The 15,050-nt window shown below is 61.4% G+C and carries 16 protein-coding genes; 13 read left to right on the top strand and 3 right to left on the bottom strand.

Translation table 11 applies throughout. The annotated features are described in order from the left end of the window. Positions 1 to 177: 177 nt before the first annotated feature. Genes ACY69P_RS06240 through upp form a run of 3 tightly spaced genes read right to left on the bottom strand, consistent with a single transcriptional unit; the run spans position 178 to position 3,124 of the window. Entirely contained in the window at positions 178 to 1,191 is a 1,014-nt protein-coding gene (locus ACY69P_RS06240; protein WP_462326894.1) for a GDP-mannose 4,6-dehydratase, read from the bottom strand. A gap of 13 nt (positions 1,192 to 1,204) precedes the next feature. Continuing rightward, positions 1,205 to 2,437, bottom strand: coding sequence for a uracil-xanthine permease family protein (locus ACY69P_RS06235; protein ID WP_459898936.1), 1,233 nt, complete (start codon positions 2,435 to 2,437; stop codon positions 1,205 to 1,207). Positions 2,438 to 2,497: 60 nt separating this feature from the next. After that, complete coding sequence (upp, locus tag ACY69P_RS06230) at positions 2,498 to 3,124, bottom strand: uracil phosphoribosyltransferase (RefSeq protein ID WP_404844341.1); 627 nt, start codon at positions 3,122 to 3,124, stop codon at positions 2,498 to 2,500. Between the two features lie 514 nt (positions 3,125 to 3,638). Here upp and cutA point away from each other — a divergent pair. The 13 genes from cutA (at position 3,639) to pal (ending at position 14,644) form a co-directional block, all read left to right on the top strand. After that, complete coding sequence (gene cutA / locus ACY69P_RS06225) at positions 3,639 to 3,971, top strand: divalent-cation tolerance protein CutA (protein ID WP_462326893.1); 333 nt, start codon at positions 3,639 to 3,641, stop codon at positions 3,969 to 3,971. Positions 3,972 to 3,981: 10 nt separating this feature from the next. Then, positions 3,982 to 4,920 carry a carbohydrate kinase family protein gene (locus ACY69P_RS06220; protein ID WP_462326892.1) on the top strand — a complete coding sequence of 313 codons (939 nt, stop codon included), beginning with the start codon at positions 3,982 to 3,984 and terminating at the stop codon, positions 4,918 to 4,920. Positions 4,921 to 5,059: 139 nt separating this feature from the next. Next, the gene (locus ACY69P_RS06215) at positions 5,060 to 6,145 is read left to right on the top strand and encodes a phosphotransferase family protein (RefSeq protein ID WP_459898944.1); all 1,086 of its coding nucleotides are present in this window, start codon (positions 5,060 to 5,062) and stop codon (positions 6,143 to 6,145) included. Positions 6,146 to 6,147: 2 nt separating this feature from the next. Continuing rightward, positions 6,148 to 6,744, top strand: a complete 597-nt coding sequence (locus ACY69P_RS06210; RefSeq protein WP_462326891.1) for an adenylyl-sulfate kinase — start codon at positions 6,148 to 6,150, stop codon at positions 6,742 to 6,744. A 251-nt stretch (positions 6,745 to 6,995) separates the two neighbouring features. Then, positions 6,996 to 8,363: a tRNA (N6-isopentenyl adenosine(37)-C2)-methylthiotransferase MiaB gene (gene miaB / locus ACY69P_RS06205; protein ID WP_459898948.1), complete on the top strand. Its 1,368-nt coding sequence runs from the start codon at positions 6,996 to 6,998 to the stop codon at positions 8,361 to 8,363. Next, complete coding sequence (locus ACY69P_RS06200) at positions 8,357 to 8,851, top strand: bifunctional nuclease family protein (RefSeq protein WP_404844348.1); 495 nt, start codon at positions 8,357 to 8,359, stop codon at positions 8,849 to 8,851. Before miaB ends, ACY69P_RS06200 begins: the two co-directional genes overlap by 7 nt. Before the next feature lie 148 nt (positions 8,852 to 8,999). Then, a complete protein-coding gene (locus ACY69P_RS06195; RefSeq protein WP_462326890.1) occupies positions 9,000 to 9,659 on the top strand; it encodes a histidinol phosphate phosphatase domain-containing protein in 660 nt (219 codons plus the stop codon). Continuing rightward, positions 9,656 to 10,429, top strand: a complete 774-nt coding sequence (locus tag ACY69P_RS06190; protein ID WP_459898953.1) for an SIR2 family NAD-dependent protein deacylase — start codon at positions 9,656 to 9,658, stop codon at positions 10,427 to 10,429. Before ACY69P_RS06195 ends, ACY69P_RS06190 begins: the two co-directional genes overlap by 4 nt. 137 nt (positions 10,430 to 10,566) lie before the next feature. Beyond that, on the top strand, positions 10,567 to 11,304 hold the full coding sequence (locus ACY69P_RS06185) for a MotA/TolQ/ExbB proton channel family protein (RefSeq protein WP_404844351.1): 738 nt from the start codon (positions 10,567 to 10,569) through the stop codon (positions 11,302 to 11,304). Beyond that, positions 11,291 to 11,725 (top strand): protein TolR, encoded by a 435-nt coding sequence (tolR, locus tag ACY69P_RS06180; protein WP_462326889.1) that lies wholly within the window; start codon positions 11,291 to 11,293, stop codon positions 11,723 to 11,725. Before ACY69P_RS06185 ends, tolR begins: the two co-directional genes overlap by 14 nt. A gap of 15 nt (positions 11,726 to 11,740) precedes the next feature. Then, the gene (locus ACY69P_RS06175) at positions 11,741 to 12,595 is read left to right on the top strand and encodes an energy transducer TonB (RefSeq protein ID WP_462326888.1); all 855 of its coding nucleotides are present in this window, start codon (positions 11,741 to 11,743) and stop codon (positions 12,593 to 12,595) included. Position 12,596: 1 nt separating this feature from the next. Then, positions 12,597 to 13,919 carry a translocation protein TolB gene (locus tag ACY69P_RS06170; protein ID WP_462326887.1) on the top strand — a complete coding sequence of 441 codons (1,323 nt, stop codon included), beginning with the start codon at positions 12,597 to 12,599 and terminating at the stop codon, positions 13,917 to 13,919. A 188-nt stretch (positions 13,920 to 14,107) separates the two neighbouring features. Next, complete coding sequence (pal, locus tag ACY69P_RS06165; protein ID WP_404844355.1) at positions 14,108 to 14,644, top strand: peptidoglycan-associated lipoprotein Pal; 537 nt, start codon at positions 14,108 to 14,110, stop codon at positions 14,642 to 14,644. Positions 14,645 to 15,050 lie beyond the last annotated feature (406 nt).

Genomic DNA, 15,050 nt, shown 5'->3' with positions numbered 1-15,050 from the left:
CTTGGGCTTGAGGGCTGTGTTCAGTTTTGAATTGCAATTCACCTTATTTCCTTAACCCGCCGGAGGCCCTCTTCTCTCTTCGCCGTGCTGGCCGCAGGCCCCAAAAAAAGCGGCCACCCGTGTTGGGTGGCCGCTGTGGTGAGCATATCGATTCAGGGAGGGCGTCCTTGGTGCCGGTTAGGGCTTGAGGGTATGTTCGCCGCTGTCCTTGATATATTCGTTGAGGCAGGTCTCGTAGTAGTCGAAGGTTTTTTTGAGGCCTTCGTCGATGGAGACCTTGGGTGCCCAGCCGAGGTCATTGGTGATCTTTGAGCAGTCGCCGTAGAAGTCGCCGATGTCGATCTTCTTTTTTTCCTCTGGCCACGGGACGAGCTTGAAGCTGCCTTTGCCTGCGGTGGCGATCATTCTCTCGCAGATGTCTTTGAGGCTGATGGGCTCATCGCCGGCGAGGTTGTAGACCTGTCCTGCGGCGCGGTTGTCTTTTCCTGCGGTGAGGATGGCGTCGACGACGTCGTCCACGTAGTTCATATCGCGGCGCTGTGCGCCGTCGCCGTAGAGCTGGATTTGCTTATCTTCGGCGACGAGTCGGATGAACCAGCCGAGGAAGCCCTGCCGGTTGTGCTTGAGCAGCTGACGCGGCCCGTAGGTGTTGGTCAGCCGCAGCACGGCGGCGGGGATGCCGTACACTTTGTTGTAGAGCAGGTGGTACCATTCGCCGGCAATGCAGTTGATGCCGTTGACGTCCACGGGGTCGAGGGGGTGGTTTTCATCAACGGGCATGTAGTGCGGTTTGCCGTAGATTTGGCGGGTGCTGGTGAGCACCAGTCTGGCATCGCGGTTGTAGTAGCGGCAGGCTTCCAGCACGCCCAGCTGGGCCTTGGCGTTGATCTCAAGGTCCGTGTAGGGATCGTGCATGGAGTCGATATGGCTGACCTGTCCGGCGAGGTTGAAGATAAACTCCTGCCCGCGGATGAGGTACTGCATGGCGACCCGGTCGCGCACGTCCGAGATATTGAGCCGGATATCGTCCTTAACCGGAGCGATATTGTGCAGGTTGCCGCCGTATTCGTCGATCATGGAGTCGACAACGGTGACGTCGGCCCCGGCTTCAACCAGTCGGATGACGAGGTTGGAGCCGATGAAGCCGCAGCCGCCGGTGACCATGACCTTTTTGCCTTTGTAGAACTGCATGGAATCATTCCGCCTAGTGCTTGGTCTGTGGAAGAACGAGGTTCAAAACGACGCCGATGACACCTGAGAGTCCGATGCCTGTCAAGGTGACTTTGGCGACGCCGAAGCTCATTCCGCCGATGCCGAACACGAGAATAACGGCCACAATGGCCATGTTGCGGGGTTCCATGAGGTCGTCGCCTGCTTTGACGAGGGCGTTCATGCCAACAACGGAGATAGCGCCGAAGAGCAGAATCATGATGCCGCCCATGACCGGGGTGGGGATGGTGTGCAGCACTGCGCCCAGCTTGCCCACAAAGGCGAGAACGATGGCCGTCAGTGCGGCCCATGTCATCACGCCGGGGTTGAAGGACTTGGTGAGTGCGACGGCGCCGGTGACCTCGGAGTAGGTGGTGTTCGGCGGACCGCCGAGACAGGAGGCCAGCGCGGTTGCCAGACCATCGCCCAGCATGGTGCGGTGAACGCCGGGGCTTTTGATGTAGTCCTTTCCGGTGACGGAGCTGATGGCCAGCACGTCGCCAAAGTGTTCAATGGCCGGGGCGATGGCGACAGGCACAATGAACAGGATGGCTTCGATGTTGAACTCAGGGGTGACGAAGTTCGGCACGGCCAGCCACGGGGCGTCGGCAACGGCGGAGAAATCCACAATGCCGAAGAACAGGCTGACGATGTAGCCGGACACGATGCCGCACAGGATGGGGATAAGCTTAAAGAAGCCCCGTCCCAGCAGGGAGACCAGAATCGTCACGGCGAGGGAAATCATGGACACGGTCAGGGCTGTGTCGCGGGGGATAAGCTCCAGGGAGCCGTCGCCGGACTTGCCGACGGCCATGAAGATGGCGGTCTTGGCGAGCAGCAGGCCGATGACCATGATAACCGGGCCGGTGACGATGGGGGGCAGCACGCGGTGCAAAATGCCCGCGCCGCGGAACTTGATGAGGGCGGACAGCAGCACGTAAAAGACGCCGGCTGCGGCAAGGCCGCTCATTGTCGCGGGGATGCCCCATGTTTCCACGCCGTAGATGATGGGCGCGATGAAGGCGAAGGAGGATGCCAGAAAAATGGGCACACTGCGTTTGGTGACAAACTGGAACAGCAGCGTTCCGGCACCGGCCGTGAACATGGCCACGTTGGGGTCAAGCCCTGTGAGCAGGGGAACCAGCACCAATGCGCCAAACGCCACAAAGAGCATCTGCGCGCCGATGAGGCTGTCTTTCAGGCGGAATGCATAATCCGTCGCGGCCATATCCTTCTCCTTCTTGCTATGCTGTATGGTTATATGATGTCGTGGGGGACAGGTGCGGCACTACTTGGTGCCGAAGATCTTGTCTCCCGCGTCACCAAGACCGGGCAGGATGTAGCCGTTTTCGTCGAGGCGCTCGTCCACGCTGGCGGTGTAGACTTCCACGTCGGGGTGCTTCTCGTGCAGGCGCTCCAGACCTTCGGGCGCAGCCACGAGGAAGATGCCGCGGATGTTCTTGCAGCCAGCCTTCTTCAGGATGTCGATGGTGGCGATGAGGGTGCCGCCGGTGGCCAGCATGGGGTCCAGAATAAGGGCCATGCGGTCTTCGATCTTGTTGGCGAGCTTGGTGTAGTACTCGACGGGTTCGAGGGTCTCCTCGTTACGGAACAGGCCAACAACGCTGACCTTGGCGCCGGGCACCATGTCCAGCACGCCGTCCAGCATGCCGATACCGGCGCGCAGGATGGGCACAACGGTCAGGGTCTTGCCCTTGATGGAGTCCGCCTGAGTGGGACCGGCCCAGCCTTCGATGGTGGCCAGCTCGGTTTCGAGATCCTGCGTGGCCTCGTAGGTGAGCAGACGTGCAACTTCGTTGGAAAGGGCGCGAAAATCCTTTGTGCTCAGGCCGACCTGTCTCAGCAGGCCGAGCTTATGCCGGACCAGCGGGTGGTCCACAACATGAACTGCCATGGTATCTCCTAGGCTTACTTTGTGGGGTTGTTTTATGACGTGGAAAATGCGTGGCGCAAAATCTTGTCGTCCTTACCCGCAAAGGCTTACAAGGTCAAGCCAAAATGCGCGCCAGCATTGGCCTCTCGCGGAAAAAGCAAAGCGTCGTGGTGATGTGGAAGAATCCGCCGCTTGGTGTGCGGCAGCGTGGCGGCGGCGTGTAAGGCGTCTGCCGGTGGGATGTGGTGTGGAGCGGAAACATGGAACCTCCCCCTGCTAATGCAGTGAACCAATCGCTCTTGCGGCGGCTGACATCTGTGATGTGGCCCCTTGGATACCACGTTTACGTGCCGTGGGCGAGTGGTGCTGCGCTTGTGTTCTGCGCGCCGTCAGCAGTCGAAAAAATGATATTTCTGGGATTGTTCCACATGCGGTGTGGCGGGTGGTGCATGCGGGAAAGTCCCCGGTGCGTCTGGCCCCGCTGGTGCCCGTGGCGGAAAATATTGGAAAACCTGCAACGTTGTGAGGATTTTACATGGACACGATTCTTGTCTACATGACTGCTTCGGACGCGGAAGAAGCCCGCCGTATCGGCGCGGTGCTCGTGGAGCGCCGCCTTGCCGCCTGCGTGAACATCCTTGGGACCATTCAGTCCATGTTCTGGTGGGACGGCGCGGTGCAAGACGAGGGCGAAACCGCGTTCATCGCCAAAACCCGGCGCTCCCGTTTCGAGGAGCTGGCCCGCGCCGTGCGCGAGGTGCACTCCTATGACACGCCGTGCATCATTGCCATGCCCGTGGCGGCGGGTGATCCGCAATTCCTCAGCTGGATTGCGGAATCCACAACCCCGGACTCAACACCATCCTAGAGGAGAATACATGCAGACCTTCGTCTTCGGCTCTCTGGCCTTTGACCGCATCATGACCTATCCCGGCAAATTCTCGGACCACATCCTGCCCGACAAGCTGCACATCCTGAACGTGTGCTTCGTTGGCAACGGCCTTAAGGAGCGCTTTGGCGGCACCGCGGGCAACATTGCCTACAGCATGTCGTTGCTGGGCGAGAAGCCGGTCATCGTCTCGTCTGCGGGGCGTGACGACTTTGGTCGATATGAGGAGCGGCTGAAGGCCCTGGACCTGACGACCGAAGGCATCCGCATCGTGGACGAGGCCCTGACGGCCAACTGCCACATCACCTCCGACCTTGCCGACAACCAGATTACCTGCTTCAACCCCGGCGCCATGGGCTTCCCCTGCGAGTACGACTTCTCCAGTGCGGACCCGGAAAAGGACATCGCCATCATCGCCCCCGGCAACCACGAGGACACCATTGGCCTTGCGAAGAAGTTCCGCGAGATGGGCATGCGCTACATCTTTGACCCGGGCCAGAACATCACCGCCATCCCCGGCGAGAAGCTGCTGGAAGCCATCACCGGCTCGTGGCTTTTGGTGTCCAATGACTACGAGCTGGAAATGATCCTGCGCGCGACGGACCTGTCTCTGGACCAGCTGATGAACCGCACGCAGAATATCATCACGACCCTTGGCGAAAAGGGCTGCACTGTGCATGAGACGTCCGACGTGACGGAAATCCGCGCCGCATCTGTCGGCAAAGTGGTGGACCCCACCGGTGCTGGCGACGCCTTCCGCGCGGGATTGCTCAAGGGCATCACCATGGGCAAGGACCTGTCCGAAGCCGCCCGCATTGGCGCGTGCTGCGCCACGTGGTGCATTGAGTGCATGGGAACGCAGGAACATTCCTTTACAGAAGAGGAGTTCTGGGAGCACTATAGGAAGAATTTCGGACAGACGGACTAAGCGGACCCGTGGCCCCCGCCCCGTGCGGGGGCCAGCGCCGCCCAGCGGCCAGAAGTGCCAATGCCTCCGCGTGGCCGTCAGTCCCCGCCGAACACTCCGGCACCCCGCTGTGGGCTGCCGGTTGAAAACGGGAGGCCACATGATTGAACTGACTCTGGAAGCCGTTGAACGCTACCTGCGCGACACCTTTGGCTCTGGTGTGAAGCTGACAGGCGTAGGGGAAATCGGTTCGCTGGACGAGCAGGGCATGAAGGACTTTGGCTACGGCAAGCCCCTGCTGGTCAGTTGGGAGGAAAACGGCGAAACGCGGCAGGCCGTGCTGTCCATGATGCGCGGCGACCGGTACGGGCATCAGGGCTACTGGGACAGGGCGCGCGTGCTGCTCTTTCAGCATGCCGCCGGGCCAAAGATGGAGCGCCACGTCCGCCCGCTGGGCCTTGGCTATGTGGATACCTCGGGGCATATGGTGCCCGTGACGGACCCACAGGAATTCTTCATCATCAACGAAAAGATTCAGGGGCGGGACTATTTTCTCGACCTCTACCGCATCCGCGAGGGCGACTTCCGCCCGCAGGATGAGCACCTCGCCCGCGAGTTTGCCCTCTGGCTGGCCCGCATCCATTCCCGCAAAAACGACGACCCCGACCTGTACATCCGCCGCATCCGCAACCTTGTGGGCGACTGCGAGTGCATTTTTGGCATTGCGGACGGCTACCCGCATCCGTATTCGGAATTTCCGCCCGAGCGCTTTGTGGCGCTGGAAAAGCGGCTGATTGACTGGCGCTGGAAGCTGCGCGGCTACACGGACCGCCTGGCCGAGGTGCATGGCGACTTCCACCCGTGGAATGTGCTGGTGCAGGACGGCGAGCCGCCGAGTTTTGGCGTGCTGGACCGCAGCCGCGGGGAGTGGGGCGACCCCGCCGACGATGTGGCGACCATGACGCTGAACTATCTGCTCTTTGGCCTGTACGACACGCCGCGCCTGTCCGGTGCGTTTGAAAAGCTGTACCGCACGCTGTGGGACACCTATCTGGAGGAAACGGGCGACAGACAGATGCTGGAGGTCATCGCGCCGTTTTATGTGTTCCGCGCCCTCGTCGTGGCGTCCCCGGAGTGGTATCCTGACCATCCCATCGCGGTCAGACGTGGTCTGTTCCGGCTCATTGAAAATGTGCTGGAGGACGACAGCTTTGATTGGCGCAATATCAATAAGTATATGGAGTAGCCATGAGCGGAGCTGGCGTGTGCGGAGAAGTGTGCTGGGCGATATGGGTTGTGGGGCTGCCGGGGTCGGGAAAGTCCAACCTTGCCCGCGGCATCGTGGATGACCTGCGCAAGGAGGGGTACGCCGTGCAGTGGCTGCAAATGGATGCCCGCCGCAAGGTGTATTTCCCGCGTCCGCAGTACACAGCGCAGGAGCGCGAGGCCGCCTACCGCATGTTTGCCGAGGAGGCCGCGCAGATGGTCCAAAACGGCGTCAACGTCGTCATGGACGGCTCCGCCTATCAGGTCGCCATGCGCGACTACGCCCGCCAGCTTATTCCGCATTTTGCCGAGGTGCATGTGCAGTGCACGTTGGACAATGCCATGCAGCGCGAAGCAGGGCGCCCCGCCGGGCTGGTGATGGCGGGGCTGTATGAAAAGGCCCTGCGCCGCAAAGAAACGGGCGAAGTATTTGAAGGCCTCGGGGAGGTCATTGGCGTGGATGTGCCCTTTGAGGAAAATCCCCGCGCAGAGTTCATCATCGCCAACGACGACATCCCCAAGGAGGAAACCCGCCGCCGGACCATGGCCTTTGTGCGGGAGTGGCTGCGCTCGCTGTAGACCGCTGTCTTTGAATGACAATTGAGGACTGGCCGCCGGAAGCCTTGGCGCTTTCGGCGGCTGGTTTGCGCTTGGCGTTTGGCGCTGCGCGCGGGCCAAAGGGGCTGGGGCATGTCCCACCGGAAGAGGAGGATATGCCGCTGCGGATTTGCCAACGGCGGCAGTTTTTCATAAGCACGAAGCCTCGGCGCGGCTGTCGCGCCCAAGACGACTTCCACCGGCGAGCCATCGCCGCCTCAAGGATATAAGATATGAGCAGCAAGACCTTTCATGTGATGACCTTTGGATGCCAGATGAATGTCCACGATTCCGAGTGGGTTTCGCGCGCCCTGACCGCGCGGGGGTGGACCGAGGTCCCCGAGGGCGAGGCGCGGGTCATCGTGGTGAATACGTGCAGTGTGCGCGAGAAGCCGGAGCAGAAGGTCTACAGCCTGCTTGGCCGCCTGAAGGCCATTATGGAGGCGCACCCGGATCGTTTTGTGGCCGTGGGCGGCTGTGTGGCGCAGCAGATTGGCCGCAATTTCCTTGCGCGCTACCCGTATGTGCGCCTTGTGTTCGGCACGGACCAGACCGGGCGCGTCCCCGAGGAACTGGACCGCTTGGCCGAGCACGGCGAGGGCCGCACCGCGCTGCTGGACTTTGAAGACGGCTATCCGGCGCAGGACGCCGTGCTGCCCGAGGACGGTCCGGTATCGCATCTGCCGGGGCAGGCGTTTGTGAACATCATGAAGGGGTGTGACAATTTCTGCGCGTACTGCATTGTTCCCTACGTGCGCGGCCGTCAGAAGTCGCGTCAGGCGGCGGACGTGGTGGCGGAGTGCCGTTCCCTCGTCCAGCGCGGCGTGCGCGAAATTACTTTGCTGGGGCAGAACGTGAACAGCTTCGGGCTGGACAAGCACGGCGACGGCACCAGCTTTGCCCAGCTTTTGGAGCAGGTGGCGGGCATTGAGGGGCTGACGCGCCTGCGGTTTACCACCTCGCACCCCAAGGACATTGCCCCGGAAGTCATTGAGGCCTTTGGGCGGTTGGACGCACTTTGTCCCTCACTGCATTTGCCGATGCAGGCAGGTTCAGATACTGTATTGAAAGCTATGGGTCGTGGCTACGATATGCAGCGCTACATGGGCCTTGTGGAGGGACTGCGTGCGGCGTGTCCCGATATTGCGCTCACCACGGACCTTATCGTCGGTTTCCCCGGCGAGACGGACGAGGACTTCCGCCAGACGCTGGACGCCGTGGAGCGGGTGGGCTTTGAGTCGAGCTTTTCGTTCATGTACTCGGACCGTCCCGGAACCCGCGCCGAGAAGATGCCCTTCAAAATCGACCGAGCCGTGAAGGGGGAGCGTCTCATCCAGTTGCAGTCCTTGCAGGAGGAGTTGACCGCCAAGGCGCTGGCCGCCAGCGTGGGGCGCGAGGCCGAGGTGCTGGTGGAATCGCGTAGCAAGGTGCAGGGCGCGGGAGAGAACGTCTCCTGGCGTGGCCGCGACCGCCACGGGCGCGTCGTCAACTTCCTTTGGCCGGAGGAGGCGGGCGATTTGGCCGGAAAGCTGGTTCGCGTGCGGATCGAAACGGCCAAGAAACATTCCCTGTGGGGAAAAGCGGTGGGGGAACCATGGTAGAGATGAAGGTAGTCGGTTTGGCGCTGGATGAAACAGCGCAGGTGCCCGTCCTCGTGCTCAAGGATTTGGAGGAGACCAAAACGCTCCCCATCTGGATAGGGGCCATGGAAGCCATGGCCATATCCCTTGCGCTGAACGAGGTGCATCTGCCGCGTCCGATGACCCACGACCTCCTCCTCAACATGACCAACGGTATGGGCGGACTCATCCAGCGTGTGGATGTGACCCGCCTCGACAGCGGAACCTACTATGCGGAAATTGTGGTGGATATGAAAGGCGAGGAGCGGCGCATAGACAGCCGCCCTTCGGACGCGGTGGCTCTTGCCCTGCGCGCAGGGTGTCCCATTTTTGTGGCGCAGGCCATCCTTGACGAGGTTAGCACCGAGGTGCGCACCGGAGAAGGCCCCATCTTCTCCACGGAAGATTCCGACAAGTGGAGCGAGATTCTGGAGCGATTTTCCGAGGATGACACCAAGTACAAGATGTGACACCGTCACCACATCTCTGCGTTATGTGACGCACTAGCCCGAGCCTGTCTTCTCGGGCCGCATGCCTGTGGGTGCGCGCTGGGCAACACATTTGGCCCCGCCACCGCAAACGAATGGCATCGGCCAACGACCAAAGGAACCTGACCCGATGATAGATCTGCATACGCATACCGTCTTTAGTGACGGCGCGCTCATCCCTGCGGAGCTTGCGCGCCGTGCCCGCGTGGCCGGATATAAGGCCCTCGCCATGACCGACCACGCCGATGCCTCCAATCTGGAATTCATCATCACCAACGTCCGCCGCGTCACTGAGAGCTACTCCCCCTATGCCGGGATTGATCTGTTCTGCGGTGTGGAGGTCACGCACGTGCCGCCGGGACTCATCCCGGACACCGTGGCCCGCGCCCGCGAGCTTGGCGCGGACATTGTGGTGGCCCACGGCGAAACCATTGCCGAGCCGGTGGAGCAGGGCACCAACCTTGCCGCCATTGAAGCCGGTGTGGACGTGCTGGCGCACCCGGGTCTTATTACGCCCGAAGAGGTTCGCCTTGCGGCGGACAAGGGCGTGGCGCTGGAGATTACCACCCGCAAGGGGCACAGCCTGACCAACGGCCATGTTGCGGCCCTTGCCCGTGAGCACGGCGCAACCCTCGTCATCAACAACGACGCCCATGAACCGGGCGACCTTGTGGGCGAGGAAATGCGGCGCAGCATCGCCCTTGGCGCGGGCCTGAGCATTGAGGAATACCGCGCGGCAGAGGCCGCGTCCCGGCGCATTATCTCCTCGCTTATCGGAGGCGGGCGGTGAGCCGGAAAAAACGGGCCTCGCGGCTCAATCAGGATGACATTTTAACGGCGGCGCAGCTTCTGCGGGAAGCTCGCGCCGCTGTTGCGTTTACCGGCGCGGGCATTTCAGTGCCCAGCGGTATTCCGGATTTCCGCAGCCCGGGCGGCCTGTGGTCGCGCTACGACCCGCAAAAGGTCGCCAGCCTTCAGGCGCTGCGCACAGCGCCGGAGGACGTGTGGGCCTTCATGCACGAGGCGCACGGCATGTTCGGCGCGGCGTCGCCCAATCCCGCGCACATTGCCCTGGCGGACATGGAACGCGCGGGCCTTCTTACCGGCGTCATCACCCAGAATATCGACAGCCTGCACCAGCGCGCCGGTTCGCGCGAGGTTGTGGAGTTCCACGGCAGTGCGGACCGCTTCCACTGCATGCGCTGCGCGCGTCCGTACGAGGCTGTGAACCTTGCCGCGCTGGGCGGCGTTGGCGTGCCGACGTGTCCATCCTGCGGCGGCGTGGTGCGCCCGGATGTGGTGTTCTTTGGCGAGGGGATTCCAAACCAGCCCCGGCGGCGGGCCGAGGCGCTCATTGCCGCGGCGGACTGCATCCTTGTGGTTGGCACCTCCGGCGACGTGATGCCTGCGAACACATTCCCCTACCGCGTCAAGAACGCGGGCGGAGCGGTTATTGAGGTGAATCTTGGCCCCACGGCCTACGGGGCGCTCCCCGATGTGCGCTTTGACGCCCCGGCGCAAGAGGTTCTGCCGCTTCTTTATGATTGCGCCGTTTCCTGATATGCCCCACCAGTAGGGTTTAAACTACAGTGATTTTACGCTAGTGTGTCCGGGCCGGAAGCTGCGCCCGGATTATGGATGCCGGGGCGCGTCTCGCGCGTCCGGATCGACTTTTCACGATACGAGGATACCCCGATATGGAGATGTTACCGCAGACCGGTGTCATTGCTCTGCTTTCCCACGCGACGCTGACGGTGAAGTTCGTGCTCGGACTGCTCGTTTGCATGTCTCTGGTGAGCTGGAGCATCATATTGTTCAAGGTGTTTGTGCTGGCGCAGGCCCGGAGCCGCGCCCGGCAGGATTATACGAAGTTTGTCGGCGCAAGTGACCTTGGCGAGGGCATGCGCGCCCTTGGCCGCGACCAGACCTCGCCCGTCTACCGTTCCGGCGTCAGCGCCATGAACGAACTGCGGCGGCTGGAAAGCTCCGGCCTGCTCACCTGCAAGAATCTCGACGTGGTCATCGACAACCTGCGCCGCGCCCTCAGGCAGGGCGTCAGCTCTCAGCTTGGCGGGTTGTCGCGGTCCTTGTCCTTTTTGGCCACATGCGGCAACTCCGCGCCCTTTATCGGGCTGTTCGGCACCGTGTGGGGCATCATGCATTCGTTCCACTCCATCGGCCAGATGAAGACCGCGGCCCTCGCTGCCGTGGCCCCGGGCATTTCCGAAGCCCTCATTGCCACGGCCGTTGGGCTGGCCGTCGCCATCCCGGCGACCATTGCCTACAACTTCTTCCTTGGCATGTTGCAATCCATCGAAACGGAACTGGTGAACTTCGCCGGTGCGTTCCTGAACACCGTACAGCGCGAGCTGTCCGGCGATACGGTGGATGCGCCCCAGCAGCGCAGGAGGAGTGAGGACAATGGCGGACTTTAATCCCCATAAAAAGGGATTCATTGCGGAAATCAACGTGACGCCCTTTGTGGACGTCATGCTGGTTCTGCTCATTATCTTCATGGTCACCGCGCCGCTGATGACGCAGGGGCTGGAGGTGGACCTGCCGCAGACAAAAACCGTGCGGACCCTGCCGAAAGACAAGGACCACATGGTGCTGACCATCCGTGCGGATGGCGCCATCTATCTGGATGAATACAAGGTGCCGCAGGGCGAACTGGGCGGGCATCTTCAGCGGCTGGTCAAGGCCGAGAACAAGTTCCTCTACATCCGCGCTGACAAGGCCGTGGCCTACGGCGTGGTGGTCGGCGTGATGGGCGAGGTGAAATCCGCAGGGATTGACCGCCTCGGCGTCGTGGCGGAGCCCGAAGACACCCGGCCTGCGCGACCGGGCGAGAAGTAGTCTAGGCCGCGCACTATGCGACTGCTCAGTTGGATTCTTTCCATAGCCCTTCACGGGGGCATCTTGCTTATGGCGGTATATCTGGCCACACCTTCTCCCATGAAGGTGAACCTTGATGTGCCCGTCTATCAGGTGGACCTCGTGAAGCTGGCGCCCAAGAAGGGCGTGGCCGTGCCAAAACCCAAGGCCGCCGCCAAGCCCGCTCCGCCGCCAAAGGCCAAGCCTGCGCCAAAGCCCCAGCCCAAACCCAAGCCGCAGGCCAACGAAATTGCCGCCAAGGTGGAGAAGCCGAAGCCAAAGCCCGAGGCCAAAAAAGCCCCGGAAAAGCCAAAGCCGAAACCGGCCCCCAAGCCGAAACCCAAACCAAAGCCAGAACCGAAGCCCAAGGAAAAAGCTCCGGAGAAGCCCCAGAAGTCCCGGCAGGACTTGCTGAACGAAGCCCTTGCACAGGCCAAGAAGGATGTGCAGTGGAAGGAGCACCTCCAGCGGAAAACCGTGGAGCGCGAATTGGCGGCCCTGCGCGAGCAGGTTGCCAAGCAGGACGCCACCCAGGCCGACGGCGCTGGCGGCGAAAGCGAAGAAGGCGTCTCCGCCGGTTTGGAGGAAATCTACGCCGCGCAGGTCAAGGCCATTATTCGCGAGAATTGGCGCTTTCCGTCTATTCCTGTGGATGCGGCCCTTGTGGCGACGGTGTATCTGCGTGTTGGTCCCGAGGGGAGCATTACGGAGTCGCGCCTTTTGGCGGCGTCCGGACGCCCCGATTTTGATTCATCGGTCATGAAGGCCGTGCAGGAAACGCGGCAACTGCCGCCCCCGCCCGGCACCGTCCGGCAGATTCGCATCAACTTCAATCTTCAGGACATGCAGTGATATGAAAATGCTTAAGACGTTGGCCCTCGCCGTCGTCCTCGCGGTTTGCCTTTCGGCCACCGCGTGGGCGTCCGAGGCGCTGACTATCGATATTTACGGTCCCGGCCAGAGCCGCGTCAACCTGGCGCAGGCCGCGCCCAAAGGCCTCGACGCCGCGCCCGTTCCGGCCCTTGCCCCTACCTTCGGGCAGTTGGTGAGCCAGAACTTCTCCTTTTTGCCCTTTATCCGCGAAGTAGCGCCGACGGACGTTCTCGGCGGCGTGCAGCTTGCCGGAGTTTCCCGCAGCGGCATCGACTTCAAGCGCTTTCAGCTCAGCAAGGTTGACCTCGTTATGACCACGGGGTGGAAGCCCAATGGCCAAGGCGGCAGCCGCCTTGAGTGCCGCGTGTACGAGACCTTCACCTCCCGCCTTGTGGTGGGGAAGGCCTACTCCGGCGTCAACGAAAAGAATATCTCCCGCGTGGCGGACCTCTTTTGCGCCGCGTTTATGGAGGCCCTCACCGGGCGCGATGAGTACTTCCGCTCCATCATCGCCTTCTCCAAAACCGGAAAGGACGGCAACAGGCAGATTTGGACCGTCACCCCGCAGGGACGCGAACTGCGGCAGGTGACCTATCTGCACGGCGCCAGCATCAGCCCGGCGTGGTCCCACACGGGCCGCTATCTCGCCTTTGCGCATCATAGCGACCACGACCACACCCTCGGCATTTGGGACTCCAAGGAGAACCGTATTTTCCGGTCCAAGCTCCCCGGTACCACCATCGGCGGCACCGCATTCAGCAAGGACGACCGGGTGGTCGTGGCCCTTACGCGCGGCAATATGGAAATCTACGAGCTGACGCGCGACCTGCGGCGCATTCACAAAACGCTGGTGCAAAATTGGTCCATCGATGTGTCGCCGTGCTTCACCAAGGATTATTCCACCATGGCCTTCACCTCGGACCGACGCGGCAACCCGCACATCTTTGTGAAGGATATGGAGTCCGGCAAAGTCACCCGCGTGACCTACGACGGCAAATACAACACCAGCCCGTCCATCAGCCCCGATGGAAAGCTTATTGTGTTTTCCCGCCGTACCCCCGACGGGCACCGCATCTTTCTGCATGACATGGAGTCCGGACAGGAACGTCAGCTGACCTTCGGCCCCGGTAGCGATGAGGAGCCCGCATTTTCCCCCGACGGGTACTTCATCTGCTTTGCATCAAACAGGTCAGGAGAGTATAAACTGTATCTTACCACGCGGCATGGTGCGCAGCCCAAACTGTTGCCCACAGGTGACGGTGCGGCAACGCATCCAGTGTTCGGCCCGAGATACGGTGAATAATGCCCGCGCCAAGGCGTTGACACCATTGTAACTCTCAAGAAATGACTTGTTCTTTTGTTGATTTTCGTATTATGGCGGGGTAGACCTGAAAAAGTCGAGGGCCGCGTGCGCCCTTCGTACCTGATGACGACGCAAAGGTTTTTCCTTTTTTAGGAGTAAAGTCCCTGAATCTGATCGAGGAGGATGTAATGAGAACGAAACTCCTGGTGGTTATGGTCATGATGGCCTTTGTTCTGGCCCTTGGCACCGGCTGTGCCAAGAAGCAGATGAGCGCAGAACCCGCACCCGCTGCAACCCAGCCCGCAGACTCCAGCTCCGCCGATGATGCACAGCGCATCAAAGAGCAGGAACTGGCTGCCGAAAAGCAGGCCATGGTGGCCGCCGAACAGGCGATCACCGGCAACAAGATCTACTTCGACTTCGACAAGTACGACCTGAAGCCCGAAGCAAAGAAACTGCTGACCGCCAAGGCCGAACTGCTGAAGAAGTACAGCTCTTGGAAGCTCCTCATTGAGGGACATTGCGATAACCGCGGCACCGAAGAATACAACCTCGCCCTCGGCGAACGCCGCGCCCGCGCTGCCTACGAATTCCTCGTAGTGCTCGGCGTGCCCTCCTCCCGCCTCAAGGTCGTTTCCTACGGCGAAGAGCGCCCCGCAGTCGACGAAAATAACGAGACCGCATGGGCCATGAACCGTCGCGACGAGTTCAAGCTCTTTAAGTAAGACGCCACGAGCACGGTAGATACGACGTTAAAAACGCCGCCGGTGAAAACCGGCGGCGTTTTTTTGTGGCTGACGTGGTCGTAACGCGTGGTTCAAGAGGTTGCCTTCGGCGACTTAAGGGGTGCGACCCCTTAAGAATCCCGAGGTTTTGTGGCTGGAAGCCAGCCCCAAAAAAGGGGGTGCAGGCGTTGCCGGGCGTAGGGCGAGTGGTCCGCGTGGGCGTGGCTGGCGTGGGAGCGTGATTGCGGCTGTGTGGGTGGTGAGGGGCGTGGCGTATAAAGAGGATTCTTAAGGATGAAATCCTTAAGCCTGCGGAGCAAAAACGAGTGTGGCATGGCCGACGTGGTCGTTACGCGTGGTTCAAGAGGTTGCCTTCGGCGACTTAAGGGGTGCGACCCCTTAAGAA

It is taken from the genome of Desulfobaculum sp. (genome assembly GCF_054921475.1).
This window is presented reverse-complemented; position numbering and strand designations above follow the sequence as displayed.

What these genes read in the sequence shown, in the direction of transcription:
- ACY69P_RS06240 (WP_462326894.1), bottom strand. Translation starts at nt 1,191, where the DNA reads ATGCAGTTCTACAAAGGCAAAAAGGTCATGGTCACCGGCGGCTGCGGC.
- ACY69P_RS06235 (WP_459898936.1), bottom strand. Translation starts at nt 2,437, where the DNA reads ATGGCCGCGACGGATTATGCATTCCGCCTGAAAGACAGCCTCATCGGC.
- upp (WP_404844341.1), bottom strand. Translation starts at nt 3,124, where the DNA reads ATGGCAGTTCATGTTGTGGACCACCCGCTGGTCCGGCATAAGCTCGGC.
- cutA (WP_462326893.1), top strand. Translation starts at nt 3,639, where the DNA reads ATGGACACGATTCTTGTCTACATGACTGCTTCGGACGCGGAAGAAGCC.
- ACY69P_RS06220 (WP_462326892.1), top strand. Translation starts at nt 3,982, where the DNA reads ATGCAGACCTTCGTCTTCGGCTCTCTGGCCTTTGACCGCATCATGACC.
- ACY69P_RS06215 (WP_459898944.1), top strand. Translation starts at nt 5,060, where the DNA reads ATGATTGAACTGACTCTGGAAGCCGTTGAACGCTACCTGCGCGACACC.
- ACY69P_RS06210 (WP_462326891.1), top strand. Translation starts at nt 6,148, where the DNA reads ATGAGCGGAGCTGGCGTGTGCGGAGAAGTGTGCTGGGCGATATGGGTT.
- miaB (WP_459898948.1), top strand. Translation starts at nt 6,996, where the DNA reads ATGAGCAGCAAGACCTTTCATGTGATGACCTTTGGATGCCAGATGAAT.
- ACY69P_RS06200 (WP_404844348.1), top strand. Translation starts at nt 8,357, where the DNA reads ATGGTAGAGATGAAGGTAGTCGGTTTGGCGCTGGATGAAACAGCGCAG.
- ACY69P_RS06195 (WP_462326890.1), top strand. Translation starts at nt 9,000, where the DNA reads ATGATAGATCTGCATACGCATACCGTCTTTAGTGACGGCGCGCTCATC.
- ACY69P_RS06185 (WP_404844351.1), top strand. Translation starts at nt 10,567, where the DNA reads ATGGAGATGTTACCGCAGACCGGTGTCATTGCTCTGCTTTCCCACGCG.
- tolR (WP_462326889.1), top strand. Translation starts at nt 11,291, where the DNA reads ATGGCGGACTTTAATCCCCATAAAAAGGGATTCATTGCGGAAATCAAC.
- ACY69P_RS06175 (WP_462326888.1), top strand. Translation starts at nt 11,741, where the DNA reads ATGCGACTGCTCAGTTGGATTCTTTCCATAGCCCTTCACGGGGGCATC.
- ACY69P_RS06170 (WP_462326887.1), top strand. Translation starts at nt 12,597, where the DNA reads ATGAAAATGCTTAAGACGTTGGCCCTCGCCGTCGTCCTCGCGGTTTGC.
- pal (WP_404844355.1), top strand. Translation starts at nt 14,108, where the DNA reads ATGAGAACGAAACTCCTGGTGGTTATGGTCATGATGGCCTTTGTTCTG.